The following is a 25,276-nucleotide window of genomic DNA, read 5'->3' as shown; positions in this document are numbered from 1 at the left end:
AATAAATTTATAATTAATCATTAAAATTTTAATTATGGCATCAAACATTAAAGCGGAAAACGATCCGCAAATCCTTTCGGGGATCAGAGAATTTCTAAATGCATTGAATAACAGTGGGGGGAGTCCCTTGGAAACCTTGACACCCCAGCAGGCAAGACAGGTGTTAGTGGATGCCCAAAAATCTGTAGAGGTGGATTACTCAGGGATCATTGAGACAGAAAGAGAAATTACACAGGATGGTATTACGGTAAATATTCATATTGTTAAACCTGCAAACTCAACTTCGGAAAACCTTCCGGTATTTATGTTTACGCATGGTGGAGGTTGGATATTGGGTGATTATCCTACTCATAGAAGGCTGGTTAGAGATCTTGTTGTAAATAGCGGAGCTGCTGCTGTATTTACTGACTATACACCATCTCCGGAAGCTCAATACCCTGTAGCGATCAATCAGATCTATGCTGCCACAAAATGGGTGTCAGAAAATGGCGCTGAAATCGGAGTAGACGGTAAAAATATGGCTGCTGCCGGAAATAGCGTAGGTGGGAATATGACGGCGGTACTTTGTCATATGGCTAAGGATAAAGGTGGCCCGGAGATAAAATTTCAGTTATTATTGTGGCCTGTAGCGGACGCTGATTTTACACGTGAATCCTGGCAAAAATATGGTGAAGGAAGATTCCTGACAGCTCCATTGATGAAATGGATGTGGGATAATTATTTACCCGATCTCGAAACAAGAAAAGAGTATTACGCAACACCTTTCAATGCTTCTTTAGATCAATTAAGAGGATTACCTCCTGCATTGGTTCAACTGGCGGAAAATGATATCCTTTTTGACGAAGGACTAGCGTATGCAAGAAAATTAGATGAAGCAGGTGTACCAACAACTATTCAGACTTATAACGGATTTATCCATGATTATGGATTATTAAACCCGTTGGATCATATAGAAGCAATAAAGTTTTCTTCTGAACAGGGTGCATTAGCACTTAAAAAAGCTTTATTTGGAAAAGCTTAATTAGTCAGCTTTTTTTAATATTATTTTCTAGACTTATATTTCGAAGGCGGATGAGTAATTACATTCGCCTTCTTTATCTTTAAATGAGTGCAATGAATTAGTAAAAGTCAGGGACAGGCTAAATAGCCAAAATCATACTCCTTTTATTCAGGATCATTACAATAAAAAAGATTAGAAATTACATTTTGTTTCTAAAAATATCAATTTTAGAGTGTTATTGAATTTCGTTCAAATAATAACTTTTGCAGCAAAGTTATAACCTTTGCGAAAAATTAGGTTTGCTATAATTTTGTTTGAAATAGATGGCTTATTTTAGTTTTATAATAACTTTTTAACGAAGAATACTGAGATCAAAAGCTTACCTAGAAAGATGTATAGCTTGCTATGTTTTTTAAATGTTTTTTGTAAATTTCCGTAAAACTTTATAGTCGTATGTTTAAATCAACCTTTGAAAAAAACTAGTTTATGCTTAAACTGAGATGATACAAGACAGGTAAAGGAGATAACTTTTTTAAATTATAATAAAAGTTTAGAAAATGAAAATTGCTGATCTTTTATATGTGTGATTCATACAGATCCTTTCAATAACTTTATGTTAAAATGTTGGTAGAACTACCCGTTTTACCACATTCTAACATAAATCAGCAGTAATGAAAAATGAGGTAAAAAGGCGCTTTGAATGGGTAAAGCATTATGAGGCCATTGGTAATGCAGGGGTTGTATGTTTAAGGTGCGGCATAACTAGGCCGACACTGAGAAAATGGGTTAAACGATTTAAAGAATCTGGTATTGATGGTCTAAGTGGCCTCAGTAGAAGACCACATAAAATCCACCAAAGAATAACAAAAGAGGACGAACAGAGAATTCTGGAGTTAAGGACAAACCGCAATTTAGGGCATCGGAGCATTGCTAGTGAGATGAAACGTTTATATGGGGTCTCCATCTCAACTGCAACTGTTCATAAGATTCTTAAAAAGAATAATAAACAGTATTTAAAGCTTAAGCGATACTACCGTAAAAGACAAACTCGCTATAACCGACCAATACCGGGTGATCGCGTACAAATGGACGTCTGTAAAATAGCTCCAGGCATTTATCAATACACAGCGATAGATGATTGTAGCAGATTTAAAGTACTTCAATTATTTCCAAGGCGTACTGCTACCAACACCCTGAAATTTCTTGATACAGTGCTGGAACAAATGCCATTTGCGATACAGCGCATTCAAACTGATAGAGGAAAAGAGTTTTTTGCTTATTCCGTTCAAGATAGATTAATGGAATGGGGTATTAAATTTCGGCCTATTAAACCAGGTTCTCCACATCTCAATGGAAAGGTAGAAAGAACACAGCGAACCGATCTTGATGAATTTTATTCCACAGTTGATATCAAAGATCCCGACCTATCAAACCTACTATCGCAATGGCAATTTTATTATAATTGGCTTAGATCCCACAGTTCTCTAACGGGCCGTACCCCAATTCAAGTAATTAATGCTTTATCAAATAAAACTCCATTATGGGAAGAAGTCGATAATATGTACGACCCAAGCCGAGAGCGAATAAGGGATCAAAATTATTGGATTGACTGTCAGTTAAATAAGTGAAACGATGTGTGTAAATCCCACACATAAAATAAAGCTATTTATTTTCTCATCATATCTATTAAATCATTTGATTCTTCTATTATCCATTGATTGCATCGGATTAAATCATTCATAATGCTCAATTGTTCAGGAGTTAACATAGTGTCTATATTTTTATTTTTGATATTTTCCCATTTACTATTATGTTCTGTTTCTTCAATCCCTCTCGGAGATCCATTGGGAGTAAGTAATTGGATGCTGGGGATTTTCTCTTTCACTAAAGGGTAAATTACATACAAGCCATCATAATCCCAATCACAGGAGTAATAGATGGGTAGTCCTCTTGTATTTGCATAATCCAACTTGGTAACATTTTTACCTCCTGCATACCATAGCTCTATCTGGTTGGCTCTGGCCAATGTAGGACGCTTTAAAAAATCGATATTTTCACAGAGTACTATGCATTGGGGGTCGCTACATTCTAGCACGTATTTGTATTGAAGATCTTTATCATCGGCCAACTCTTCAATTTGCAAAAGTTTCTTTACAGCATTGATTAAAGCTTCTTTTCCTAATAGATATTTTTCATTTTTAAAAAACATAAGTGAGACAATTCTTACAGTTGCCTCTTTTTTAATTATCTGTTCTCTTAGTGGCAATAAATTGCCCGTTTCCATATCTTCTTTTATCCCTATCAATATTTTAATATCCGATTCTTCGAAACGAAGTTGTGGTTTTAACAATTCATTATCTGATAAAAAAGTTTCATAGTGATTGTACTGTTCCAAATAATCTTTTTCGTATATGTCCGTAAAACCATTTAAACAAAAGAGCTTATTGTGTGAGGTATCAAGTACACTAAGAGAATTGATCAGAAAATTGATTTCCCCACTTTTTACCAAAGTATCATTCAGCTTTACCTCACCATTTGCGTATATACTGTTTAAGGCTCTTAACTCAATCCAGTTCATTTCGTAATATTGTTTAGGTATATGTTCAAATCTTCATTACTGTCATTTGTTTTGAAGTAGGAGGCTGAGGGGTAAGAATTGATATTATCCTCCTCTTTTCCTTTGATCAGATGATGTGCATACCATTCGTCCGACAATCCGATATTGAAGGTGTGGGGTGCCATGGTTATAATCTGGTACTTAAATTCTTCTGCAATGGCAGGAAAAGTATTAAAATTAATATTGTCAAGGCTTCCCAATTCTTCCAAAATAATAAATCTTAATCCGTTTCTTTTTTCCTTTTGCACCGCTGAAAGTCTTGCAATACCAAGTAATGCAATGGCTGAGTAGGTCTCTCCTGTACTACCTGGCACCTCTGTTCCGAACTGATCGGTAAGCTTGGCAGATAATTCGAAGTATGTCTTAGGATTGAGCAGTTTATCAATAGGAATCTTGTCTTTGATCTTTGCCAGCTTTTTGAAAAATTCTTCAATAAAATCAACTATAGATTGTCCGAATTGCAATTCTCCCTTCGTAGCCGTATTTCGGACTTCATGGGCGATCTGTTTAATATGGCTTATCTTTATTTCTTTGTTGTCATCAAATTTGAGGTTAAAATAAAATTTGTCACTAATCTTTCGATCGACAAAGAACGCGTTTATTCTCTTTACCTGATCCTCATATTTATCATATCGTTCAGTTGTTTTACTGAATATTTTAACCATATTATCCCGGATACCATTGGCTATGGTGGTTCGGGTCTGGTTGGCTTCATATAAAGCGGTGGTAATGTCGTCGGTGGATTTTATTTTACTACCTAATAAAGCCTCTTCCAAAGCCCTGAATGAAAAATCCCGATCTATAATCGAAAGCTGTACTGCTGGATTTTTTTCATTGCTGGTTTCTTCAAATGAGTTGGAAACGCCAATAAATGTTGTTTTATAATCTTCCCATGATTTATTGGAATCGGCTTCCAATTCATCAAGGTTCTGAAGAGTAGACATAAAGAATGTTAGGTTTTTCTGAAAATTGTTGTAGTAAGAGCTATTGAGCGTGTTAAACTTAGTTTGTGCTCCTTTCAGATCACTGATAATGATTTGCACATCTTGTTTGCTACGTTCCAGCTCTTTTTCCAGAGACTTTTGTTGATTTTGCTTAGCCCCTTTAAGTTCATAAAATTTATCTTTCTTATCGCTCCACACTTTCCGAAGCTTCAATAACTCTTTTCTAACAAATTCAGGTTCATCATATGTTATATTGAATTGGTTTTTAATTTCCTGTAATTCTTGTTCCTCTGTTGTTTTTTGTGACAGGTATTGGGTTGTTTTTTCATGAATTTGTAGAATACAGGCTACTGCATTTTTTAATTTTTCGATATTGCTGTTTTCAACAATAGACAGATCAAAGGAATAATTAAAAAAGGTGGTATCATAAGGCTTTGCATCTGAAATGTTGACCAATGCTTTCAGCTTATTATCAATAACTTCGATTTCTGTAATGAGTTTTTGAATTAATTGTCCTATAGATTTTTCCAGGTTTGTTCTGTTTCCTATTAGTGATGCATCTGGATTAAACTGTATGAATTCGTTTAATGCGCCCATTTTCAGCCAAATACCTTTCTCGGAAGAAGTCGCTTTAAAATCATTAATCAATTCATCTGGATTAATATACCGAGAAGAATCATCCGGGTTAGCAATTTCCGTAATAGGTGTGGTTGCATAATGTAAAACGGTTTGTAACTGTTCATTATTTAATACTGGAAAATTCTTGATATACCAATCTAAAAGCCCATTTTCTTCATTTTTCTGTAATAGCGATAATAGTTTTTCTTTGGTTGCTTTTTCCTTTTTTAAAGATGATCTTAATTCATCTAAAACATCCGATTGTTCTGCTCTAGTTTGAAGAATTTTTTCAAGCGTTTTATACTTATCCAGATAAGGTTTCGCTAATGCAATTTCATTTTTTATATCGTGATTGTTCCTGCTTGAAATATCAATTCTTTGCACATCATTTCTCCAGCTATCAGCTAACTTGGGAAGTATAAACATTTTAAGCTCATCGATGTCTCTACCCAATTTTTCTATGCTGTTGGCTAATTCCTGATAGCGGTTGAACCTATTACAATTTTCATCTGCTTCATTATAACCGTTTATTACAGTTTTTTCTTCCATTGGAAAATTCCGGATAATTTCTGTAAGATCATCAAGTTCGTCTTGCTGAGCTTTTATCAAATTATTTCCCTTTGATTCCGCTTCCTGCAATTGTGTTAGTCCTATATGAGCGTTTTGCAATTCCGCCTCTTTAAACAATTTAAACTTTGCTTTATGCGACTGCTCTAATCCTCGTAAGTGGATTAGTCTTTTTTGTTTATTGGATAAATTTTGTATGTCTGTATTCAGGCTTTCATACTCCCGCAAAATTTTTTCAAGTTCCGCTTGCTCTTTTTGAAAGTTGGAGAGAATATCTTCATCTGATTCCTCAAAAAGAAATTCTTTTAAATTTCTTGACGCCTGATTGCCGCTTAAATTTAATGTTTTGGCTTTGGAAAAAGATTGTATGACTTTTGCAAAAGCTTTTAAATTCTTATCCTGATTAAGGTTGAGCGGTAATATGTTTTTGTCATAAAGAAATTTGTAATAGGTATTGACCGATTCATTGTTACTAAAGAAGTTTAACATAAACTTCTTTTTTTCGTAAATAAATTTTGCTAGATTTTGTATATCTAAAATTTCTTTTTCCCCATCATCTTTTTCTTTTATTAGATCTCTGGAGAATATCAGTTCTTCCTTACCAATAGCCAATTCATTTATCTTCAGACTTATATCAGCTTGTTTCGTAATAACAAAAGGAATAATTCGTTTACCCTTCTGACTGTTTATCTGTATTCCAACAGTGATAAATTTTCCGTCATCAACTTCAATATTCAGGAAGCAGTAGGCACATTTAGTCTTATAGGGAAGTGTATTAATTTGTCGTTCTTCTTTTTTCACACCATCAGTCCCAAATTCAATCAGGCCTTTGTCATACACAAAAATCATTTGTAGTAAGTCTGCAATAATGGATTTTCCGACGCCATTGGAACCCACAAAATCAGTTCTCGTCGGATGAAAAAGGTAATCGTGTATATAGTGCTTAAGAATACCTACCGTAGATAAGGAGTAAATTCTTGGATAATTCATGCTTCATCATTTTTAAGTTGTTGGCTAAACGATTCAAAACCCTGAAGCTCCTTCTCATACAGCTTGGCTAAACGGTGAATAGCGGGTCTTATTTCAAAAACCAGATCTTCATTCTTTCCCGATTGTTTTTCTACCCAACCCAACTTATCAAAATTTTCCATGGTTTTGCTGAACTTTGTATGTACTTCATTCCATTCTTTCTCGTCGTAAGATTCTCTGATATCATTGAATAATATCCGTTTGTACGCATCCTGATGGTCGCTTTCTAATATTTGTGTTTTGATCTCGTTCCAGTAGATGATTTTTTCTTCGTCAAAATACTTTTGGTAATACATATCCAAAAGCGTAAGTCCAATAAGTGTTTGTAACTCGGTTAGCTCTTTGTTCCGGCTCGCATCGCCTAGCTTTCCTTTCCCATTTTCTGTGAAATCGAGATAATAATACCGGCTTCTATCAAAAATATCGGCAACGAGATCAATCCGGTATAGGCTGTTATAAAAATTTTTCCACTGCAATTCATAGCTTTCCAATACAGTATATTCTGCGTAATACTTGTGATCGATATGTTTTCCCGACAACAATAGAATATTGATGTCGGCAAAATGCTTTTCAACACTTTCCTCCATCAGAAAAGAATAGTCGTTTATTTCATAATTCTCGTTTTCCATAGGGATAGATTTTGCTGTGATAAGGTGATGATCTTTTGTTCTACATCGATCAAAATATGGATATTCTCCGAAGCGTAAGCTGTTATGCGGGAAGCGACCTGGTAAGCGATAGAGAGATCTTTTTCTTCCTCTATGATCCGGGTCATCAACTCACTTACTGAAAGGGATTTTTGGCTTTCCAAAATATCTTTTGCTTTATCAACCCATTGATTGATGACCTGCTGGCGGTTAATTTCCTTTGCTATCTTCTCCTTTTCATCTCGTTCGTATATTTCGTCGACCTCAACGTTTATAACAATATTTGGTTTAGGAGGTTCAAATTCGTAATATACTGGATAAAGCATTCGAACAGGCTCATATACCAATTGCTTTAAGGGAAAATTGTTGCTGAACTTAATACCATTGGTTGTATATTCCGAACTTTCCAAAATTGTTCTATGCAGTTTTTTTATTTGTAGCCGAAAAAAGGCTCTGACAGAAAATTGCTCCTGGAGTTCTGTCAGTTTCTCACTGGCGTGGTTAATTTGCCTACGAATAATGTATACCTTACGATCTACTAAATTAAAAAAGTCCCGGATATCTGCATAAATCTCACGTGCCTTTTCCCAATCACTTTTACTTTTTGGTACATTATCTGTATTGAATTTTCCATCGTCTTCCATTTTTCTATAAAACTGATCAACCACATTTTGCAGATCGCCCAGGAATTTATCTTTGGAAATGATAGCTTCTGTGATATCTTCAGCTCTTTCTCCGAACTTTTTAAAGACAATGGTAAATGCTTGTACTAAAGAAGTGGCACTTTGCACATCTTCCCTACGAAGAATATCGTTTAGCTCTTTATATGCCTCTCGTAATTCATCTTCCAAAGCTTCTAAATGGTCATCAATGATTTTCTTCGAGCCCTGGATAAATAATCTGCCAAACTTTCTTGTGAGTTCTTCAATCGTGTTGATCTCATTATGATGTATAGTAAAAGTATCTTGAACGTCTTTTTTGAGTGGGTGGCTCTTATATGAATTTTCTAATTTACCTATTATTAAATCTATTAAATCTTTAGCATACCCTGTCAGGTAGTATTTCCAGGGTTCGTCTGGATGACTTCGCAGGAAGTAATGGAACAGGTTATCTTTAATGTTGTTCCATGGACGGATTGGCTCCCGATTAAATTCATCTTTTATATCTGCCAGGATTTCATTGATTTCTTTTTGCGTAAAGTATTCTTCGATCTCGCGGTTTTTAATTTTCTCATAAAGAGCAATAATCAAATAGCCTCCATTAAATCTTGAAGGAAGTAGGAGATCATATTTGGCATATAATGCTTCTGTGCTCATATTATAAATTGACTCTTTTAGATAATAATTTCTACCTCATCATCGCTAAACCACTCATTACTAATGATATTTTTCTTTAATTCTTCAGGTAAATCTGTGTAACCAACTACTGCTAAGCTTTCTTTAGCTCTACTACAAGCTACATAAAATAATCGCATCGTTCGCTCTATTCCTGTTTCTTTACCTTCATCTATATTTTTTTTGTCTGTGGAAGTTAGTGGTTTTAAACCAAATAATTTATCATAGCTAAACATAAAGCCTTTAGACTCTTCATCATCGATAATAACCATTACGCGTTCAAACTCTAATCCTTTAACACCTTGATGCGTTCCAAATTTCGACTCTTCGTTGATATATTCATTATACTTTATAATCTCGGCAAAATTTGCTTTCAATGCTTCTTCCCAAGCTGTCAAAACCTCATCCTCCTCCGTTGTTTCATCATCTTCAATCTCAACATCTGAATCAACATTAACTCTTTTCAAAACCACTTTTAATACCGGTGGAATTTTAAACAAATTGGTTTCTTGTATTTTTTTGAGTATCTCGAGTAATGTGGGATGATTATCTTCATTCCAGAAAGATAATAATTCGTTGACTTTATTATTTATGGTATGCAATAATTGTAATTTATTATCATCATTTTGTAATGTATGCTTATCTATTAAATGAGAATGCTGTTTTACGATATTAGCAATCTCGAATTTATTCTTCTTAATATGAGCCTTATGTAAAGGCAAAACTATTTTCGTAAATAAATTAACCGAAGATGAAGATCCGTCTAATAAACTTGTTTTTAACTTATCAACACCATAAAGAGGCGCGAAAAAGTTGGAGAATCCCATTCTACTTGCAGCCATATGATGCTCTAATGTTAAAGTCATAACTTCAGAATCATTCCCATTCCATTTATCATCTTTTGTTGCTTCATACATTTTCTGACGAATCTGTTCTTCTGTTTCAAACTTATCTTTTGTACGAGCAACAGCAAAGAATCTAGCAATCCCACCTTTATTTTCAATACGAGGGAATTGTTCCTGACCATCTATATCTTCTCTAATTTTATTTATAAGATCAATTATTCTTGATTTCGAACGATGATTCATTTTTTTTGCAGGCTTAACCCATTTTTCTGGTAATCCTATTCCCAAATTTTCTCTTCCGTCTGCATAAATTCTTTGCATTGTGTCTCCAAACAATCCCAACGAAAGTCTTTCTTCATATTGACTTTGAAGTTCAAATAATGCATCGATTAGTTCCTTTTTGGTATCCTGACTTTCGTCTATAAGGATAACAGGGTATCTGCTTATTAGTATTTTTTTGAACAAGTCTTTTGATTTAATAAAATCAGCAGTAATAGAAATTACTTCAGTATGATTTAAAGAATCTTTCGTTAGATTATCCCCATTTGGATTATAAATGAACTTTTGAATCGCTTCCAATGATGCAAGCCTTCTATTTTTGGATTCTATTTTTTTAGCTCTGCCTATAGATGTCTTGTTACTTGTGTCTCTACTTTTGGATTGTTGTCCTTGCAATTCAGCTATTTCAACAACCAAATTGCTCTTTATCCAGGTTTTGATATCAGGTGTAAAACTCTTTATTAATTCCCAACAAAAACTATGAATCGTACTAATATTAAATATTGAACTATATTCCAACCTATGAGTGATTTCATTGGCAGCTGCATTAGTATATGTTATGATTGCAATTCTTTTATTTCTTAATTTATATTCCTGTCCAAACTCCTCTTTAAAACGAGCCAATACATTTACAAGTGTTCTCGTTTTGCCTGAACCTGCTCCTGCAAAAAGGAAAAAGCTTTGGGGTGATGACGGTTTAATACTTTCATAAATCACATCATCAACTGGAGTATCTATTTCATTAGTATATTCAGCCATTAGATTTATGTTTAGTTTATTAGTCCTTGTTTGTTACTTTTTAATTGTTCTTCAATCCAGTCTAATCCTTCTTTTATATAAGAAGGAGTTTTTACTTTTTTTGGATCTTCAAAATATAAAACGTCTAAAGCAAACTCTGCTTTTTTAGCTTGTTTGTCGTTAATGATTGTATATGTTTCTTTTACTAACTCTTTTAAATCTTCTTTCTTAGAAGCTTCTATCATTTTTTTCAAAAGACCTGTTGCATTAGTAATAGCTTTAAAACTATCCTTATTCTCAATGACCAATGCATCTTCAAATGTGTAGGGATATACAATGATTTTGTTATCTCCATTTTCAAATTTGATCGGTTTTTGATAAGCTATTCTAATTGGCAATTTTTTTTTTATTTTATCCTCTGAGCTTAAATTCAACAATTCGTCTAACAGTTCTTTTTGAGGATGCCAAGTTTTGAGGGTGTCATTATTGGTTTTATAATTCTTTCCCGATTCAGGCTGACATTTCTTTCCATTGTCATTTGGATTAATGGAATCAATATCAGTAATTACCAAACAGATCAAACCTAATTTTTCAATGAGACATTTTAGTCTGTGCGCATGACTTCCTCCTATTTCTAAAATTGTAACGTAACAATGGTCTAATAATGAATTTTCATTCTTTATAAAGTGTGGTACAAGAATTCGTTCGGCTGGGCCTTCTACTAAAATAACGGCATCGGCAAAAAACAAATCGTTATGTGTCGTATTCAGGTATCGAATCACAAATTTTTCCGTCTCTTTATCTTTTTCGCCAAAAACTGATTTTAGACTAATCACTTCTGATGTAGGAAGAGCTAAAGAATTATTTCTTTTAAAATATCTTAAGCTTTCAAATTTTTGGTGAGCGATGTAACTGGAATGAGTACTAATAACTAATTGTGTTGTAAAATCTTTTTCTCCACCTAAATTTTTATTGTTTCGCAGTACTTCATAAGCTTTTTTAATGAAAACCTGTTGGACTTGGGCATGTAAGTGAGCTTCTGGTTCTTCAATTAAGACTAGATGTAATGGTTCTATAACTTCATCATCAGTAATTGCATTTTTGCCAATCCTCATCCATTCATCTCTAAATCTTATTAATTTAAAGATGATTGATATAAGATTTTGATATCCTAAGCCATTATACTTTTCTGGCAATGATAAATCTTTGTCGAGGTAATACTTCACTGCTGAATCATGTTGGAGACCATGAGAAGTTGAAACTTTAGTAGATAATTGAATTTGAGGATTTCCAAAGCCAGGGTAATTTAACCCTTCAAGTTCCGAAAGAGATGTCTTAAAGCTTTCTTTTAGATTCTTATCAAAATCATCCTGAGCTTTATTGATTGACTCTAATGCATCTATATCTTTTTCGGTTGGTTCCAATGTTGGATTAAGATGCTTATCATAATAAGCTCTTAATTGTGAAGATAAATTCCTGTTATTATTACTCTCTACGGTTTCAGAATTTGCATCACTGAATCCTCGTTGAGCATTAATAATGTCTATTTTTATTAGCCCCTTCAAAACATCCCCATCTAATGCTATATTATTATCTAACAATTCTTGTTTTTCATTATACTTATCAGGGTCAAGCAGATAAGTTTTGATTGTGAAATGAGCATTAAGTTTGCGTTCACAAAAATCCCAAAATGTTTTTGGCCATAGTTTGAAGTCTTTTCCTTTTTCTTGTGATAGCTTGTTTGATTTATTATGAAGAGTTATGAATTCTTTTATTAATTCATCCATATCTTTAGGTTCAAATCGTAGCCTTATGCCTAATAAACCTCCTCTCCAATCCAAGGTAGGAATTATATGACTTACATAATGAAGCTCCGAATTTTCAACTTCAATCCATAAATCCAGTACTGGTAGATATTGTTCTAATAGTTTTGTAGACTTATCTCCTTCTTTCAGTTCATTTGCTTTAATCCAGTTTTCTCCAACTTCGTTTAAACTTTTCCAATGGCAGAGTGTAAAATCCTGGGGTTTGAAACTTTTGGTTTTAAGGAAAATCATCAACGCATCCATAGCAGTTGTTTTACCACTATTATTTGCTCCCACAAAAATTGTTTCTTTTTCAGAAAAATCTATTTTACAAGATTGTAGCTTTCTGAAGTTTTGTAAGTGGATACAGTTTATTTTCATTTATTTGTTTTTTACAGCTATACTAAATATATAATAGCCAATCATAGTTATTAGTAATATTTTTTAATAGCCAGTTATTTATATTCCTAACGATTCAACTCACTTATAGAATATAAAATTGATTTTGTACAAAATACTTATTCAAGTACCAGTTATAAAATCAAAAAATAGCTATTTGAACAAATATAAGAAAAACAGTATATCAGTAAATTATGGTAAACCGTAATTTGAATAAGGGGCTATTATTAAGAAAAATTAATTCAGATCTAAGAAGTCAGCATTATTAAATTGTTACAGATCATTGTCATAATAAATATCTAAGCATAGAGTATCCTTAAAAATCTTCAACCAAATACTTATTAAGCAAAAGATCAAAATCAATTGACTTTTTATTACTTGGCCTAATATAATATAAATTAGACTTAAATAGCAGTTTTATAGAGGTGCGGAAATATATATTTTCTGATAATAATACTTTAATCTACCACTATGGTAAAAAAGTGGAAAAAATTACTATATCTTATTATTCAGGATTTAATCAAAATCTAACTTAATTTTTAATGACGCTTCCCTGGCAACGGAATCAATTATTTTAGTATAAATTTCTGTTGTCTTAAGATTTCTATGACCCAAAAGTTTAGAAATTGTATAAATGGATGTGCCTGATGCGAGTTGTAATGTAGCAAATGTATGTCGAAAGCCATGAAATGTAAAGTATTTGTTGATGCTGGCATTCTTTAGCCATGGTTTGAGAAACTTAATGACATCATCATACTTAATTCCTTCAAAAACTTTTTCATTACTCTCTTTCGGAGGTCCCAATATTTCTAATGTTTTATCTGATATAGGGTAGTATTCTGCGTTTCCGGTTTTACTTTGTTTGTATAAAATATAATAACTACCCTTAAAGCCTTGTATTTCGCCCCATACAAGTTTTTTAATATCGGAAAAACGAAAACCGGTTAATGCAGAAAATAAGCCAGCTTTTTTAACTAATTGTGATTCGCATTTTGCGTTGGCCATACTTTGTAGCTCATTTAAGAAAAGGAAACATCTATGGGTTTCTTCCAATTTTATTCCTTTGACTACAGTACTGAAATCTGTGAAAATATATTTATTAATAAAAGCGTTCTTAAGGGTGTTTCTAAATTTATCAAAATAAGATGACGCAGTATTAAGACTGATTTTCCTTTTGTCTTGACCGACTGACGGACTAGACAGCATAAAATTTTTAAACTGCTCACATATAGAACAGTCAAGCTCTTTAAAAGGTAAATTTTTTCCACAAAATTTCTGAAAATACTTTACGGCCATTTGCCAATTGTATGAATCTGGTCGTTTATTTGCTTCAGATTGAAAGAATTCTGTAAAATCAGCTATCCTTTTTTTTATTAAAAAATCATAATTTTTATTTTGAATATCTATTAAACGTTCGGCTTTTCTATATTCTACCAATTTCAAGGTTTCAATATTATGTTGTTTTTCTACATTATTTTTAGGATTCAAATAGGTATGTAGATGTAGATAATGCTTTCTCTTAAAGTCTCCTGTTATTGGATGTGCTATGGGAGGATAGATATCCAAATAGTGAGATTCTTGTCCATTACTTATGGGCTTTTGTCTTAGTTTTACCGTTGTCATCGCTGTTTATTTCCTTCATTAACAATAGTTTAAATAGTCAAAAGGTATTTTATAATTACAGTTTATTTCGACTCCTAATTTTCTTTGACTTTTCGAATACTAATCTTAAAAAGATTGTCAATTTCTAATCTGCTAATTCTGGTGTTTCTTACTGATAGCTTTGTTGATTTTAGACGACCCGAATTAACTAGATTATAGATCATTTGCTTACTGCATTTCAATAAGCAGGCTGATTCTTTAACGGTTAGAAAAGCAGAGCTATTTATAATATCTATAGAGGATTCTTTAAAAAGTTGAGTGTTGATGTTACTTTTTTCTATTTTTTTTGTTTTTAGTTCAGCTTTATATGCTTTTTTATTACAGGTATGGCTGCAATACTTTGTGACTGTTGTTTTTGCGATAAATTCCTTGCCACAATATTGGCATATTCTTATGATCTCAATGTTAGAACTCATATCAATGTTTTTAAAGTGGACTGTTAACCAAATAATTTAATATGGGATTAACCCATAACATTTTTGCAATGTATATCCATAATAGTGGATACTGTAATGTTTGAAAATTCTTGAAGTTTAGTAATTTCCTGATAATATACTCATTCGTAGTTTATTGCTAATCCTATTATTATATACTTCAAGCATCATTTTTACTCTTAAATTTTCTGCTAGGAACAGTGTTTGGTCATTATGTTTTTTTTCAAGTTGCGATTTAGGCATGCGATACAGAAAAAGTTTTAAATAAAATTTTCGCTGCGATTTTCCAGTTAATGGATCATAGATAGGAGGATAAGCATCTAAATAAAGTCTAACAGTATTTTTAGCTGCAGGCTTTTTACGTAATTTAATAAGTGTCATAATATTTTGTTTTAAAGTTGTCTACAAAAATATTATGAACTCTGTTTAGTTTTAAATTATGTCTTTGAAAAGCCTAATTTGTCTTTTATAGGCCTTTCAATAATATAAAATCAACTATATTAATTATTATTTTTGATAACTGTATTGAATAACCTACGTATAATTTCTTTAGATACATAAACAGATTTTCCCTTCTTTATTTTAATTATATTATATATTTTCAATTTATTGTACAGGGCACTGGCAGAGATTTTATATAGGTTAATGATCTCATTTATTGTCCAACAGTTTTTTATTTTTGTATCATCATCTTTAAATATAAAAGGTTCTATTTCTGTTTTATTTTGATTTAATAATTTTCCAATTTCTTCCTTAAAAACTCTGGTTTTTCTTTGACTAAAATTAATAGAAGATAACTTTCCTTTTTTGATCATATCATAGATTGTAGTTCGGGCACATCCTATAATACCGGAAGCTTCTTTTATCGTTATGCAATCAAAGGGAGAATAAGTGTACATTTTAAAATTGCATAAATTCTTATTTTCTATTGTTTGAGATGAATTTTTATTATATCTCTTATACATTTTTGTTCTACATCTTTGACTGCAAAACCTTGTTACAGTGGTTTTGGCTACAAATTCTAATCCACAATATTCGCATGTTTTCAATATGTAGATATGTGTACTCATTGCTTTGTTCTAAGTTCTAACTAGTTGTGCATCTTGAATATATATCTAAAAATAGAATGGTTGTAAATGAATGCAATAAATTGTCCAAAGTCTAAAATAAGAGAGTTAAATTGTCTCAAAAGTGGATTATAAAATGCTTAAAAGAATCTTAGAAATCAACTTTGATAATTGTTAATCAATTTATATAGAAATTAGACTCATTAAGTACAGTAAATTAACCATTAATATTAATGGTTAATTGTTTAAATCTAAATCGTTTTGTATGAAAATGAATTATTATAAAAAAGGCTGTAAAAGTTCTAAAGAATTACCTTTAAATAAACACTAATTAATTCATTTATAGTGTACTAGTATATATTAAGTACAGTGAATTAACCAATAAAATCATACGATTTTTATTTTGGAATTAGGGGACAAAACTGGGGACAAATTTAACTGATTTATAGTGCTAATTTTCTTTTGAAAAACACGTAAAATACTGTAATACAGTGATTTATGGCGTGTTTGAAAGGATTTGCTTGATTGGTGTAAGTTGTTGATTTTAAGCTATTTAAGTGCATTATTTGCCGATACAAAACTTAGAGAAAATATTCCCCAACACCTCATCATTTGTAACCTCTCCGGAAATTTCTCCAAGATGTTCAAGGGCATTTCTAAGTTCATAAGCCAGTAATTCTGTAGAGATCTGGAAAGAAATAGCTTCTTTTACTTTATGAACGGCATCCAGAGACTTACGTAATGCTTCAAAGTGACGCTGGTTGGTAATTACTACGTTGTTTTCTTCGGATTTTAAATGCTCAACATATGATGAAAGTTCATTTTTCAGATCCTGGATATTTTGATTTTCAACAGCTGAGATTTTGATAAAATCAAACTCGTGAGAGATCGCATTTCTAAAGATGTTTTCTACTGTTTCGTATTTAGTAGGAGTCACTTCATCAATTTTTGTTGCGCAGATGATCAGTTTCAGATCTTCTCTCAATAGAGACTGAATCATTTCAATATCCTCTGAAAAATCTTCAGTAGCAGCATCGGCCAGATAAACAAGGATATTGGCGTTTTCTACTTTCTCTTTTGCCTTTTTTACCCCGATAGCTTCAATTTCGTCCACCGTTTCGCGAAGTCCTGCGGTGTCAATCAGTCGAAAGGCGTGCCCTTTAATATGAAGGATTTCCTCAATAGTATCTCTGGTGGTTCCTGCAATATTACTTACAATAGCTCTTTCTTCCTTCAAAAGTGAGTTGAGTAGAGTAGACTTTCCGGCATTCGGCTTTCCAATGATGGCTACGGCTGTCCCGTTTTTAATGGCATTTCCGTATTGGAAACTTTCAATAAGAGAATTTAATTTTATTTCAATTTTATCTAATAATCCGTTCAGAGCGGTTCGGTCAGCAAATTCTACATCTTCTTCAGCAAAATCCAGCTCCAGCTCAATCAGGGAAACGAAATTCAGGAGATCCGTTCTTAATAGAGAGATTTCATTGGTGATTCCTCCTTTCAATTGATTGATAGCTACCTTTCTGGAGGCTTCGTTATCAGAAGCAATCACATCAGCAATCGCTTCTGCCTGGGAAAGGTCAATCCTTCCGTTGATGAAGGCGCGGAGTGTAAATTCTCCTGCTTTTGCCATTCTCGCTCCGTTTTTGATAAGCGTTTCAAGAATACGTTTTCCGATATGTGGGGAGCCGTGAAATGCAATCTCCACAGAGTTTTCAGTGGTGAAACTTTTTGGTGCCAGAAAGATGGAAAGCATTACTTCATCAATTGCTTCCTCCTCATCCATAAAATAACCGTAATGAATGGTATGGGATTTTTGTTTTTCCAGATTTTTTGCCGGAAAACTTTTCTGAACTACAGATAAAGCTTCATTTCCTGAAACCCGGATGATGCCTAAAGCACCTATTCCATTGGCAGTAGCCAGTGCACATATCGTATCGTTATTCATGCTGCAAATTTACGTTTTTTAATATGAATTTTCACTGAGATCTGCTATTCAGATTATCTATTGTTTCATTAAGATAAAAAATAGAGAAGAATATATTATGATAAAATTTGTTGTCGTTTTGATTATTCTGGTAGGGTAAATAAGGTGAAGTATTTAAAAAACACACAATTTTCTTTATTAAACTATAGGCTGAATTAAGTTAAGAAAGAAAAGATTTAGATAAAAAATAGTCTCATGATTCAAAATTGTTTTTAATAGATTCAAGGTGTTGTAATATAATGTTTTATGGAGTCTTTTAATTATTTCAGAAGGCACACGTTTTCGTTGAGTATAGTTTAATGATGAAAAAATTAAACAAGTGTTTGGTATGTTAATTGTTTGTTAGTCCGGCGATGATGTTGAAAATTTAAATATTTTTCAATTAAACAAAAATAATCTGTTAAAATATTATAAATGTACATGGATAAATTATTTTTTTTACATATTAATAAAAAAGTCGTTTTTTTATTAATGCTTGCTTTAAGTGCTGTAGCTTATGCTCAATGTATTCCTTACACAGGGCAGGCGATGACAAGTGGAAATACCTATTGTCTTAACGGTAGCCTTAGTGTAAGTACGAATATAAGTATACCAAATGGAGCAACACTTATCATTCAATCCGGGCAGCTTCAATCTAACAGTATTCAGGTGGATGGAGTTCTGGAAATAGGTGATGGAACAAGTGTTCAGTCTACAGGAACAGTGAAAGTAGGAACTTTCGGATCTCAGAAAAATTCAAAAATTAAATTAGGAACCAAATCATTTTTATCATTGGTAGGATCAGTTATTCAGGAAGATCCTTCTTTTGGTGGATTTTACCCCGGAACAACTTCTGTTATTGAAATGGGAACAAATAGTGTTGTAGAAATATGCGGAACATTTACCCAGCAGTCTAAAACTTATCCTTCTGTTGAATATATTGGACTTCCTGCCGGAAAAGCTTACTGTATTGCAAAAGCAGACGTAAGTGGAGGTGGGGGAGCTTCCATCATTAGTGATGATAGTCAGATTGTAACAATTGCCATGGGATCCGTCACAGGATTAGGGATGGGAAATTCAAGCTTCTGTGGTCCTAATGCAACAAAAGCCATGTGTCCGGGTCTTTGGCCGGAAGGCCTGTCTGAAGATAAAGCAAGCTGTGGTAATGCTCCGGTTATTATTGATGACCTGGACGGGTTCTGTACAAAACCAGCAGCTTCAGGAACACCTGATGGTTTTACTAAATTCGGAATTACTATACAGCAGAAAAATAATTCATGGCCGGAAAGCATACCCAATGGATTCTTAGCGATGGAATCAAAAAATAAAGGTTTTGTCATGACGAGAGTTCAGCATGTAAGCCAGACACCACAACCTGGTGATGCTATTGCTGATCCGAAAGAAGGAATGCTTTTATATGATATCCAGGACAAATGTGTAAAGCTTTATAACGGTGCCGAATGGAAATGTGTACAAAAAAGCTGTAATGATTAATCTAACTGATAAGAGTATGAAAAATATAAGAAATATAAGTATTGCAGCTGCCCTGATTGTTTTTAATTCATTTTTTGCTCAAGTGGCTATTGGAAAACAGACGGTAGATGGAAACAGTACCATACTGGATTTTGATAACGTTCCCGGAAATACAAAAGGCTTGATTCTTCCTGCAACATCCGGACTTCCTAATGGGACTTTGGTGAATGGAACATTGATCTTTGATATCGCAGATAATAAAGTAAAAGTCTATGAAAATGACACCTGGAAATCTTTGTCCGATGCCGGTAATTCAAGTATGGTTGCTGTCAATAATTCTGCTGAATCAGGTAAGGGAGTTATTGTGGGAGACGCGGCAAGTACTGCTGATGGAGTATTGGTCCTTGAATCTCAGGATAAAGCCATGATACTTCCAAAAGTAGCAACACCGCATCTTAGCGTAAAAAGTCCCTATCCGGGTATGATCTGTTACGATACAACCAGCAGGACACTGGCGATATTTGATGGCTTAGTCTGGAACTACTGGAAATAATTTTTGATAAATTAATCCTAAATATTCTGGTTTACAATAAAAAGCAGTTGTATATTTTCATACAGCTGCTTTTTATTTTGGTTTAAACAATCTGAGCACTTTCCTTGATGCTGTTCATCACAAAAATACTCTTGGTCTGGCCAATTCCTTCAATTTCTGATAATTTGTTCACAAAAAACTCATGGAATTCATCCATATTGGGAGCAAGGATCTTCAGCATAAAATCAAAATCACCGCTGATATTATAAAACTCTACAACTTCCTTCAGCTTGCCTACATCCTCAATAAATTTTCCAGCAGTTTTTTTATTGTGAACACTCAATGCGATCATACAGATAACCATCATCCCTTTATTGACTTTTTTACGGTCTACAACAGCAGCATATTCTTTAATGATTCCCTGTTTTTCCATGCGCTTGATACGTTCATGGGTAGGTGTAGAACTTAAATTGATTCTTGCCGAAATATCACGGATACTCATCTTGGCATCTTTCTGAAGAAGACGAAGGATCGATAAGTCTTTTTCATCAGGTATATAATTTTCAGTTGCCATTTTGTTCTGTTTTTATAGGTTGTTGTTTAGTGTATCAGTAGTTTTGTCCTTTTAAATATTTTATATATTTAATATTGTTCCAAATTTAAGGTTAAATTTTTAAATACGTTCTGTTAATTTTAATTTTGCAGGAAATTTGAAACATGGATACAAGGAAGAATTTAATATTAATTTTAGCATCGGTAGGAACATTTGTGGAGGCTTTGGATATTGCCATTATTAATTTAACAATTCCTTCTATTCAGCAGCAGTTTCAGATTGGAGCAGAGACCGTTCAATGGCTGCAGACACTTTATGTACTGTTCTTTGGAGGATTTCTGATCATTGGCGGAAAGCTTTCAGATCAGATTGGAAGAAAGAAAATGTTCTTACTCGGAGCCATGATTTTTATGCTGACTTCATTAGGTGCGGGATTGTCTCAAAACTTTGAGGTACTGGCTATTTTCCGTGCTTTACAGGGATTGGGAGCCGCGTTGGTAATGCCGTCTGCGTTATCCATTGTCACCAATACATTCAGAGGAGAGCAGGAAAGAAATCATGCAATCGGAATTTTCAGTTCATTCGCTGCTATCGGTTCGGGAAGTGGTCTTTCGGTAGGAGGAATTATCAGTACCTACCTGAGTTGGCACTGGGTGTTCCTGATTAATGTGCCTATTCTTTTAATGACAATTGTGCTGTCTTATTACTATCTGCCTGCAGATGAGAAAAATGAAACCGCCCAGAAAACAGATATGGTTTCCGGAATATTAATGGTGCTTGGACTTTTAAATCTTACTTACGGTACACATGAATTAGTCCATATTAAAGAACAGCCATTCCTGGTCATAGGCTCTTTGATTCTGGCAGTATTACTGCTGGTTATGGTATATTACCGATTGAAATCCGTTGCTGAACCTTTGGTTGACTTAAAATTATTCAAGCACAAATCTTTAGTGATTTCAAATGCCGTATTCTTTACATTGGGCGCATTTTTTATCGGGTTTTTATTTTTGATTTCCCTTATGCTGCAGAAAGATATGGGCTATAGTGCTGCTTATGCAGGATTAATGCTTGTTCCTTTCAGTATCATATCTGCCTTGACTGCTAAATTTATTCTGCCTCATGTGTCAAAACGTCTGAGCTCTTCCCAAATGGGAGTATTAGGGTGGTTGTTTATGCTGATGGGAGGGCTGTCACTATTGATCTCCGTTTATACCGGACATCCGCTAGCTGTAGTTTTGTTGGGGGCAGCATGTATTTCAGGAATAGGAATGACTTTTTGTTTTACCGCGCTTTCAGTAATGGGAATCCAGGATGTTGAACCTTCACACTACGGATTGGCATCAAGTTTGAGTTCTACAAGTTACTTTTTGGGAGCCGGTATTGGGCTGTCTTTCATGACTTTAATGAGCCAGATCTTTCCTTCAGAGTTTTCAGTAGGAAGTCTGAATCTGGTTGTTTTAATCAGTTATGCTCTTCTGGCGCTCGGAATGTTGTTTTATTTTATATTGAAAAGCTTAAAAGTGAAACAGGCAAAAGTAGCTGTTTCATAGCAAGCGGCCTAAAAATACACAAACTATATGAGGAAGGATCGGTGCTTAGGTATCGGTTCTTTTTTTGTCTTTCCGCTTTGCTTTATTATCTTTGATTTTTACTATACATCATGAAAATACAGGTTATCAGTGATCTTCATCGGGAATTTGGGAGTACGGAATTATGTTTTGATTATTCTGATATTGTTGTTTTGGCAGGTGATATCAATTTGGGAACCAAAGGAATTGAATGGATTAAAAATGCAATTCCCAATAAACCTGTAATTTATGTTTTGGGCAATCATGAATACTATAAAGGTTCATATCCAAAAACACTCAATAAGATCATAGACGCTTCCTTGAATTCTAATGTTCACGTATTGGAAAATTCATTTGTAGATATTGACGGTATTCGTTTTCATGGTGCCACCTTATGGACGGATTTTTCCATCTTTGGGAATCCGGTTCAATATGGAATGCTTTGCCAGTCCAAAATGAATGATTACAAAATGATCAGGAAAGATCCTTCCTATTCGAAAATGAGAACACTGGATACCTTCAAAATCCATCAGTTTTCAAAAGAATGGTTAAAAGAGAGTCTTGAAAGTTCAAAAGGTCTTAAAAATATAGTCGTTACTCATCATGCACCCAGTATACAATCTGTTCCGGAGCGCTATAAGGAAGATCCGGTAACGTCTGCTTATGCCTCCGATCTGGAATACTTAATTACAGAATATAAACCGCTGTACTGGATTCACGGGCATATTCATACGCCATGCAGATATACAATTGAAGAAACAGAGGTAATCTGTAATCCCCACGGCTATATCGATGAAAAATACAACGGATATGATAAAGAATTGATTATCGTTGTTTAGCAAAGAGGTAATTCACTGATTGGTATTTTCAGTTTTTTGACCTTAATTACTATCTTCGTGCTTAATTTTCTTTCCAATGTCTAAAAAATCCCAGCCAAAATCTGATTTTGTTTCGCAGTTAGCTTTTGATGTAGTGCTGCAGCAGGTTGAGTTTGATCTTAGAATCAAGGAATTTGTTGTGATGGAAATTGATAAGGCCAATTATATCATAAAGCCGAATATTCCTTACCGTTCAGATTATTTCTGTATATTTATGATACAGGAAGGAGGGGTTACATTCAGGTTGGACGATAAGAGCTATGAGGTTTCCAAGGGTGATATTGTTTTTTGTCCAATGTTAGAAACTTTTTGGCTGGATGAAATTACTGAAGATTACAACGCTAAATATATTTTCTTCTCGTTGAATTTTATTGCTGATGCGGGTTTTAATTATAAGTCAAATAATGTTCTGAAGAGCTTATCATCAGATCCTACCCATATCATCAGAAATGAACCGGATGTGTATAGGAAACTGAATTTCCATCTCGATGAACTTAAGGTTTTGAATGATAAGGAAAAAGATAATTATTATTTTAATGAAATGATCTGGCATCATTTCTCACTGGTGATCTATGAAATTGATAATTATTTCAAGAAAACAGAAAAACCTCATCAGGTAACCAATAGAGAAGATGAGTTGACTACCAGTTTCTTTAAGCTGGTTCAGGACCATTTCAAAGAAGAGCATAATGTTCAGTTCTATGCCGACAAACTTTTTATCAGTCGTAAATACCTTACGAAAGTCATTAATAAAACAGTTTTCAAATCCCCCAGAGATATTATACATCAGGTCTTGGCTGTAGAAGCCAGATTACTGCTGAGAAACCCTAACCTGAATATCAGTGAAGTGGCATCACAATTGAAGTTTTCTGATCAGGCGTCTTTCAGTAAGTTTTTCAAAAAACATGTAGGAAGGGCTCCTTTGGAATACAGAAAAGATGATTTGTACTGATAATCAGTGATTTATGATTTTTAGACGTCTTTTTACCAAATTTCAACTATAATTTCGATTAAAAATAATGAATATTGTCATTTATATTGTCTATGAATGATATTTCTCATGTTTTTTAAAATAAGGAGTCTTTTTGACAAAACAAGGAGTTTTTTGAATAATCCTATTGAATTTTTTTCGTTCGATTTTTGTCCGGAAAATTTAAAAGGACTATTGTTATGCAAAGATTTTTTATTCAAAAATCGACTTTACTTTTCCTCTCGCTGATCGTTTTGGCGGGATGTAGGAAAGATAATCAAAACCAAGGTTACCAGCAGCAGGCACCGGAATTACCTGTTGCAAAGGTAACACAGGGAGAGGCTTCTGTTTCCAGAGAATATGCAGCATCTATCGAGGGTGTTTCCAATGTGGAGATCAGACCTCAGGTAACAGGATATTTAAGCAAAATTTTTGTGGATGAAGGAGACTTTGTGAGAGCAGGTCAGCCTCTGTTCAAAATTGAAGATCAGGTTTTCCGTGAGCAGCTGAAAAGTGCTCAGGCAGCTTTGATTACCGCTCAGGCCAACCTTTCAACTTCTAAAATTGATCTGGACAGAAAAAAAGAACTGTTCAGGAACAAAATGGTCTCCGAAATTCAGGTGAAAGAAGCAGAAGCTGCTTACAATGGAGCAAGAGGAGCCGTAAGTCAGTCAACATCTTCTATTGAATCTGCAAAAATCAATCTGAATTTCTCAACGATTAAAGCTCCGGTAAGTGGTTTTATCGGGAGATTCAACTATCGTTTGGGAAGTTTGATGACTCCGGGAAATCAGGAACCGATTACCTTGCTGTCAGACATTCACCAGGTATATACGTATTTCAGTTTGAGTGAAAATGATTTTAATAATTTCCAGAAACAATACTCAGGAGGCAGTATTGGTGAGGTGATCAAAAATACTCCGGCAGTATCATTACTTCTTTCCGGTGGTGAGCAATATGCTGAAAAAGGAAAGATTGATGCTGTGGAGGGACAGTTCAATAAAACAACCGGATCTATTACATTAAGAGCAAAATTCAGCAATCCCAATAATCTTTTGAGAAGTGGAAATACCGGTAAAATTGTACTGGATCAGTTCTACAGCAATGTTGTTTTGCTTCCTATCGCTTCTACCAGAACCATTCAGGATAAAGTGTTTGTGTTTACCATTCAGGGAGGGAAAGCAGCCATGCTTCCCGTTGAAGTGAATGGAAAAGCCGGCGATAATTTCATTGTAGCCAAAGGACTTAAGGCAGGAGACGAATATATCACCAGCGGTTTCGACCGATTACAGCCGGGAACTCCTGTAGTGGCACAAAAGAAAAATGCTCAACAGAAAAAATCGTAAGA

19 protein-coding genes and 1 pseudogene are annotated in these 25,276 nt (G+C 33.8%); 8 read left to right on the top strand and 12 right to left on the bottom strand.

Translation table 11 applies throughout. The features are described from left to right. The first annotated feature begins 34 nt into the window (after positions 1 to 34). Together KIK00_RS08310 and KIK00_RS08305 are read left to right on the top strand one after the other, a co-directional pair. Positions 35 to 1,021, top strand: coding sequence for an alpha/beta hydrolase (locus tag KIK00_RS08310; RefSeq protein ID WP_255816093.1), 987 nt, complete (start codon positions 35 to 37; stop codon positions 1,019 to 1,021). A gap of 650 nt (positions 1,022 to 1,671) precedes the next feature. Next, positions 1,672 to 2,642 (top strand): annotated as a pseudogene (locus tag KIK00_RS08305) (IS481 family transposase). 24 nt (positions 2,643 to 2,666) lie between these two features. Here the strand turns inward: KIK00_RS08305 and KIK00_RS08300 are convergent. From KIK00_RS08300 to mnmE, 11 genes are all read right to left on the bottom strand, one after another. After that, positions 2,667 to 3,578: a hypothetical protein gene (locus KIK00_RS08300; RefSeq protein WP_255816090.1), complete on the bottom strand. Its 912-nt coding sequence runs from the start codon at positions 3,576 to 3,578 to the stop codon at positions 2,667 to 2,669. Then, positions 3,575 to 6,736 carry a hypothetical protein gene (locus tag KIK00_RS08295; protein ID WP_255816089.1) on the bottom strand — a complete coding sequence of 1,054 codons (3,162 nt, stop codon included), beginning with the start codon at positions 6,734 to 6,736 and terminating at the stop codon, positions 3,575 to 3,577. The genes KIK00_RS08300 and KIK00_RS08295 overlap by 4 nt, the downstream gene beginning before the upstream one ends. Further along, positions 6,733 to 7,404, bottom strand: a complete 672-nt coding sequence (locus tag KIK00_RS08290; RefSeq protein WP_255816088.1) for a hypothetical protein — start codon at positions 7,402 to 7,404, stop codon at positions 6,733 to 6,735. The genes KIK00_RS08295 and KIK00_RS08290 overlap by 4 nt, the downstream gene beginning before the upstream one ends. Next, on the bottom strand, positions 7,380 to 8,738 hold the full coding sequence (locus KIK00_RS08285) for a hypothetical protein (RefSeq protein WP_255816087.1): 1,359 nt from the start codon (positions 8,736 to 8,738) through the stop codon (positions 7,380 to 7,382). Before KIK00_RS08285 ends, KIK00_RS08290 begins: the two co-directional genes overlap by 25 nt. A 17-nt stretch (positions 8,739 to 8,755) precedes the next feature. After that, positions 8,756 to 10,639 (bottom strand): UvrD-helicase domain-containing protein, encoded by a 1,884-nt coding sequence (locus KIK00_RS08280; protein WP_255816086.1) that lies wholly within the window; start codon positions 10,637 to 10,639, stop codon positions 8,756 to 8,758. 11 nt (positions 10,640 to 10,650) lie between these two features. Continuing rightward, positions 10,651 to 12,804 (bottom strand): ATP-dependent endonuclease, encoded by a 2,154-nt coding sequence (locus KIK00_RS08275; protein ID WP_255816085.1) that lies wholly within the window; start codon positions 12,802 to 12,804, stop codon positions 10,651 to 10,653. 534 nt (positions 12,805 to 13,338) lie between these two features. Further along, positions 13,339 to 14,445, bottom strand: a complete 1,107-nt coding sequence (locus KIK00_RS08270) for a site-specific integrase (protein ID WP_255816084.1) — start codon at positions 14,443 to 14,445, stop codon at positions 13,339 to 13,341. Positions 14,446 to 14,519: 74 nt separating this feature from the next. Continuing rightward, positions 14,520 to 14,900, bottom strand: coding sequence for a helix-turn-helix domain-containing protein (locus tag KIK00_RS08265; RefSeq protein WP_255816083.1), 381 nt, complete (start codon positions 14,898 to 14,900; stop codon positions 14,520 to 14,522). A 117-nt stretch (positions 14,901 to 15,017) separates the two neighbouring features. Further along, positions 15,018 to 15,299, bottom strand: a complete 282-nt coding sequence (locus tag KIK00_RS08260) for a hypothetical protein (protein ID WP_066694917.1) — start codon at positions 15,297 to 15,299, stop codon at positions 15,018 to 15,020. A gap of 119 nt (positions 15,300 to 15,418) precedes the next feature. Beyond that, positions 15,419 to 15,988 carry an AlpA family transcriptional regulator gene (locus KIK00_RS08255; protein ID WP_255816082.1) on the bottom strand — a complete coding sequence of 190 codons (570 nt, stop codon included), beginning with the start codon at positions 15,986 to 15,988 and terminating at the stop codon, positions 15,419 to 15,421. A gap of 559 nt (positions 15,989 to 16,547) precedes the next feature. Next, positions 16,548 to 17,933 carry a tRNA uridine-5-carboxymethylaminomethyl(34) synthesis GTPase MnmE gene (gene mnmE, locus KIK00_RS08250; RefSeq protein ID WP_255816081.1) on the bottom strand — a complete coding sequence of 462 codons (1,386 nt, stop codon included), beginning with the start codon at positions 17,931 to 17,933 and terminating at the stop codon, positions 16,548 to 16,550. 459 nt (positions 17,934 to 18,392) lie between these two features. Between mnmE and KIK00_RS08245 the strand changes: the two genes are divergently transcribed. After that, positions 18,393 to 19,445: a hypothetical protein gene (locus KIK00_RS08245; RefSeq protein ID WP_255816080.1), complete on the top strand. Its 1,053-nt coding sequence runs from the start codon at positions 18,393 to 18,395 to the stop codon at positions 19,443 to 19,445. 16 nt (positions 19,446 to 19,461) lie between these two features. Continuing rightward, positions 19,462 to 19,977, top strand: coding sequence for a hypothetical protein (locus KIK00_RS08240; protein ID WP_255816079.1), 516 nt, complete (start codon positions 19,462 to 19,464; stop codon positions 19,975 to 19,977). An 82-nt stretch (positions 19,978 to 20,059) separates the two neighbouring features. Here the strand turns inward: KIK00_RS08240 and KIK00_RS08235 are convergent, their stop codons facing one another. Continuing rightward, positions 20,060 to 20,530 (bottom strand): Lrp/AsnC family transcriptional regulator, encoded by a 471-nt coding sequence (locus KIK00_RS08235; protein ID WP_255816078.1) that lies wholly within the window; start codon positions 20,528 to 20,530, stop codon positions 20,060 to 20,062. Positions 20,531 to 20,673: 143 nt separating this feature from the next. Here KIK00_RS08235 and KIK00_RS08230 point away from each other — a divergent pair, with 143 nt between their 5' ends. The 4 genes from KIK00_RS08230 (at position 20,674) to KIK00_RS08215 (ending at position 25,274) form a co-directional block, all read left to right on the top strand. Next, positions 20,674 to 22,062 (top strand): MFS transporter, encoded by a 1,389-nt coding sequence (locus KIK00_RS08230; RefSeq protein ID WP_255816077.1) that lies wholly within the window; start codon positions 20,674 to 20,676, stop codon positions 22,060 to 22,062. Between the two features lie 110 nt (positions 22,063 to 22,172). Continuing rightward, positions 22,173 to 22,919, top strand: a complete 747-nt coding sequence (locus tag KIK00_RS08225; protein ID WP_255816075.1) for a metallophosphoesterase — start codon at positions 22,173 to 22,175, stop codon at positions 22,917 to 22,919. 76 nt (positions 22,920 to 22,995) lie between these two features. Then, positions 22,996 to 23,910 (top strand): AraC family transcriptional regulator, encoded by a 915-nt coding sequence (locus KIK00_RS08220; RefSeq protein ID WP_255816074.1) that lies wholly within the window; start codon positions 22,996 to 22,998, stop codon positions 23,908 to 23,910. Positions 23,911 to 24,128: 218 nt separating this feature from the next. Beyond that, positions 24,129 to 25,274: an efflux RND transporter periplasmic adaptor subunit gene (locus tag KIK00_RS08215; RefSeq protein WP_255816073.1), complete on the top strand. Its 1,146-nt coding sequence runs from the start codon at positions 24,129 to 24,131 to the stop codon at positions 25,272 to 25,274. The last annotated feature ends 2 nt before the right edge of the window (positions 25,275 to 25,276 follow it).

The organism is Chryseobacterium sp. MA9 (genome assembly GCF_024399315.1).
Lineage (GTDB): Bacteria > Bacteroidota > Bacteroidia > Flavobacteriales > Weeksellaceae > Chryseobacterium.
This window is presented reverse-complemented; position numbering and strand designations above follow the sequence as displayed.

What these genes read in the sequence shown, in the direction of transcription:
- KIK00_RS08310 (WP_255816093.1), top strand. Translation starts at nt 35, where the DNA reads ATGGCATCAAACATTAAAGCGGAAAACGATCCGCAAATCCTTTCGGGG.
- KIK00_RS08300 (WP_255816090.1), bottom strand. Translation starts at nt 3,578, where the DNA reads ATGAACTGGATTGAGTTAAGAGCCTTAAACAGTATATACGCAAATGGT.
- KIK00_RS08295 (WP_255816089.1), bottom strand. Translation starts at nt 6,736, where the DNA reads ATGAATTATCCAAGAATTTACTCCTTATCTACGGTAGGTATTCTTAAG.
- KIK00_RS08290 (WP_255816088.1), bottom strand. Translation starts at nt 7,404, where the DNA reads ATGGAAAACGAGAATTATGAAATAAACGACTATTCTTTTCTGATGGAG.
- KIK00_RS08285 (WP_255816087.1), bottom strand. Translation starts at nt 8,738, where the DNA reads ATGAGCACAGAAGCATTATATGCCAAATATGATCTCCTACTTCCTTCA.
- KIK00_RS08280 (WP_255816086.1), bottom strand. Translation starts at nt 10,639, where the DNA reads ATGGCTGAATATACTAATGAAATAGATACTCCAGTTGATGATGTGATT.
- KIK00_RS08275 (WP_255816085.1), bottom strand. Translation starts at nt 12,804, where the DNA reads ATGAAAATAAACTGTATCCACTTACAAAACTTCAGAAAGCTACAATCT.
- KIK00_RS08270 (WP_255816084.1), bottom strand. Translation starts at nt 14,445, where the DNA reads ATGACAACGGTAAAACTAAGACAAAAGCCCATAAGTAATGGACAAGAA.
- KIK00_RS08265 (WP_255816083.1), bottom strand. Translation starts at nt 14,900, where the DNA reads ATGAGTTCTAACATTGAGATCATAAGAATATGCCAATATTGTGGCAAG.
- KIK00_RS08260 (WP_066694917.1), bottom strand. Translation starts at nt 15,299, where the DNA reads ATGACACTTATTAAATTACGTAAAAAGCCTGCAGCTAAAAATACTGTT.
- KIK00_RS08255 (WP_255816082.1), bottom strand. Translation starts at nt 15,988, where the DNA reads ATGAGTACACATATCTACATATTGAAAACATGCGAATATTGTGGATTA.
- mnmE (WP_255816081.1), bottom strand. Translation starts at nt 17,933, where the DNA reads ATGAATAACGATACGATATGTGCACTGGCTACTGCCAATGGAATAGGT.
- KIK00_RS08245 (WP_255816080.1), top strand. Translation starts at nt 18,393, where the DNA reads ATGGATAAATTATTTTTTTTACATATTAATAAAAAAGTCGTTTTTTTA.
- KIK00_RS08240 (WP_255816079.1), top strand. Translation starts at nt 19,462, where the DNA reads ATGAAAAATATAAGAAATATAAGTATTGCAGCTGCCCTGATTGTTTTT.
- KIK00_RS08235 (WP_255816078.1), bottom strand. Translation starts at nt 20,530, where the DNA reads ATGGCAACTGAAAATTATATACCTGATGAAAAAGACTTATCGATCCTT.
- KIK00_RS08230 (WP_255816077.1), top strand. Translation starts at nt 20,674, where the DNA reads ATGGATACAAGGAAGAATTTAATATTAATTTTAGCATCGGTAGGAACA.
- KIK00_RS08225 (WP_255816075.1), top strand. Translation starts at nt 22,173, where the DNA reads ATGAAAATACAGGTTATCAGTGATCTTCATCGGGAATTTGGGAGTACG.
- KIK00_RS08220 (WP_255816074.1), top strand. Translation starts at nt 22,996, where the DNA reads ATGTCTAAAAAATCCCAGCCAAAATCTGATTTTGTTTCGCAGTTAGCT.
- KIK00_RS08215 (WP_255816073.1), top strand. Translation starts at nt 24,129, where the DNA reads ATGCAAAGATTTTTTATTCAAAAATCGACTTTACTTTTCCTCTCGCTG.